This is a genomic window from Bacillus sp. 05T31, from assembly GCF_056396725.1.
Genome location: NZ_JBFTMA010001059.1, coordinates 1 through 1007, shown reverse-complemented (window position 1 = coordinate 1007; position 1007 = coordinate 1). Strand labels below are relative to the sequence as shown.

At 34.0% G+C, this 1007-nt stretch carries 3 protein-coding genes; all 3 read left to right on the top strand.

The genetic code is table 11. From position 1 onward, the window contains the following. The coding region (locus AC1DJR_RS31335; protein ID WP_477004396.1) for a GNAT family N-acetyltransferase at nucleotides 1–142 on the top strand (142 nt) is incomplete at its 5' end. 6 nt (nucleotides 143–148) lie between these two features. Next, on the top strand, nucleotides 149–709 hold the full coding sequence (locus AC1DJR_RS31330; protein ID WP_477004395.1) for a 2'-5' RNA ligase family protein: 561 nt from the start codon (nucleotides 149–151) through the stop codon (nucleotides 707–709). Then, nucleotides 706–1007, top strand: a 302-nt coding sequence (locus AC1DJR_RS31325; protein ID WP_477004394.1) for a GNAT family N-acetyltransferase, incomplete at its 3' end; no start/stop codon positions are given. The genes AC1DJR_RS31330 and AC1DJR_RS31325, both read left to right, overlap by 4 nt.

The following is a 1007-nucleotide window of genomic DNA, read 5'->3' as shown; positions in this document are numbered from 1 at the left end:
GATGAAAGTAGCRGAGAAAATAGGAATGAGCTTAGAAGGWAGAATGCGAAAATGCCGATATTATAACGGGACATACTATGATTCTATTCGAATGGGAATGATTCGTGAAGAATGGGAAGTGCTATGTGTAACGAAGGGGTGAGGAAGCATGTACGCTATTATTGCTACATTTGATTGTGTGTGCACTAATAAAATTAGAGAATTGCAAAATGAATTAACAAATATAATTGGAACAAATCCACTAGCCGGAGTAGAACCACATATTACATTGGCTGATTATAATGAGTTAGATGTTAATTTATATACTGAGAAGTTAGAGGAGTTTGTAGTTTTTCAAGAGAACATTGCTGCTGTAACTTTTCCTTCTGTTGGAACTTTTCCTACTAATAGAACGATCTTTCTAGCACCAACCATTACCGATGAGTTATTAAGACTTCATCATTCTTATCATGATTATTTCAAARYTTTTCATGATAATYYRMAKTCATATTACGTRCCAGGAAAATGGGTTCCGCATTGCACGATTKCTAATGGGTTAAATTCAAATCAATTTTTAAGTGTAATGGAATATATATATGRAAARTTTGATGYTACACTAGCTTCGATTGAGAAGTTAAAATTAATTAAGGTAAATTATGAAGATGGTTCTGCCGTTTCTTCTAGTATTTTAGCAGAGTGTAATTTAAAGAGAATGGAGACATCGAGATGACATATGTAATTAGAGAAATGAAGCAAGAAGATATTCATGCTGTACAAAACGTAGCGAAAATAGCTTGGCATGATACTTACGAAGGAATTATTCCGGGAGAGATTCAAGACAACTTTTTAAATGAAGCGTATTCCGATGAAAAAATGAAATATCGCCTTGAAAATACACATTTATTTGTTGCGGAAGAAGAGGGAGAAGTAATTGGCTTTGCAAATTTTTCACCAATTAGACTGCAAAACGAAGCAGAATTAGGTGCAATTTATTTGTTGCCAGATCAGCAAGGGAAAGGGATAGGGAC